Source organism: Campylobacter sp. 107, assembly GCF_002383835.1.
GTDB lineage: Bacteria > Campylobacterota > Campylobacteria > Campylobacterales > Campylobacteraceae > Campylobacter_D > Campylobacter_D jejuni.
On the sequence record NZ_NXBA01000032.1, the window covers coordinates 1 to 863 of the forward strand.

Consider the following 863-nt stretch of genomic DNA (forward strand, 5'->3'; position numbering starts at 1 on the left):
GAAATCTTAGCTCCTAAATTTTACAACAAATACAAAGATTTAGAAGTAGAGATTGATGATAAGGGTAATATTATAAGGTGGATTGGAGAGATTAATAGAGACAAAAGATATTAGCAAATAAAAAATGATATAATAATGCTTTACATAAGGAATCTTTTATGTTTATAAGTTCTAAAACAGAGTTAATTCAAACTATTAAAAATTTAACAATCAACAATAAAGAAGTTAAACAGATTGATTTTATCAATACTTTAAAAAAATTAGTCAATCCTTTAGCAGTTATAAGAGATCATTTTATAACCTATCCTTTTATAATCAATTCGAAATTTATTAGCTTTGATTTAAAGAAAATTTTTTATGGCATAGATCTTTGCACAGGGGTTTTTGACACTCATTTTTCCTTTCATTATGAAATAAAACCAAAGCTTGAAGAAAATAAAGAATTTCTTTTAAAAAGACTTTTGTCTTATTTGATTATTGATGAGAAAAGAAATGCAACTGCTTTAGAGGATATAAAAGAACAAAAATATATTATAGATGATTATACTTTTTATTTCAAAGAGTTAAAATCTTTAGAACTTAAAAAATGCACCATGTATCAACTTCCTTGTAATCATCCTTTGTTTAAAGAGTTTAGAAATAAAGAAAAGCAAATTAGTGCTTTTAAAAAAGATGAAGATAGTCCTATTCATGCTTACAATGAAGCTTTACAAATTTTACAAGATTTTGCTAATGGACTTTACAATACAAGTAAAGATAAAACAGGAAGATATATAGAAGATAAAAATAAAACCAGAAGATTACTAGAAAAACTCAATATCATAGGACAAAACAATCTTAAGGCTATGTATATGGGGATAAAT

Annotated in this window: 1 pseudogene; it reads left to right on the plus strand. The window is 24.4% G+C overall.

The window, feature by feature from the left end:
• Positions 1-158: 158 nt before the first annotated feature.
• Positions 159-863 (plus strand): annotated as a pseudogene (locus BGS40_RS05625) (hypothetical protein); the annotation flags it as partial.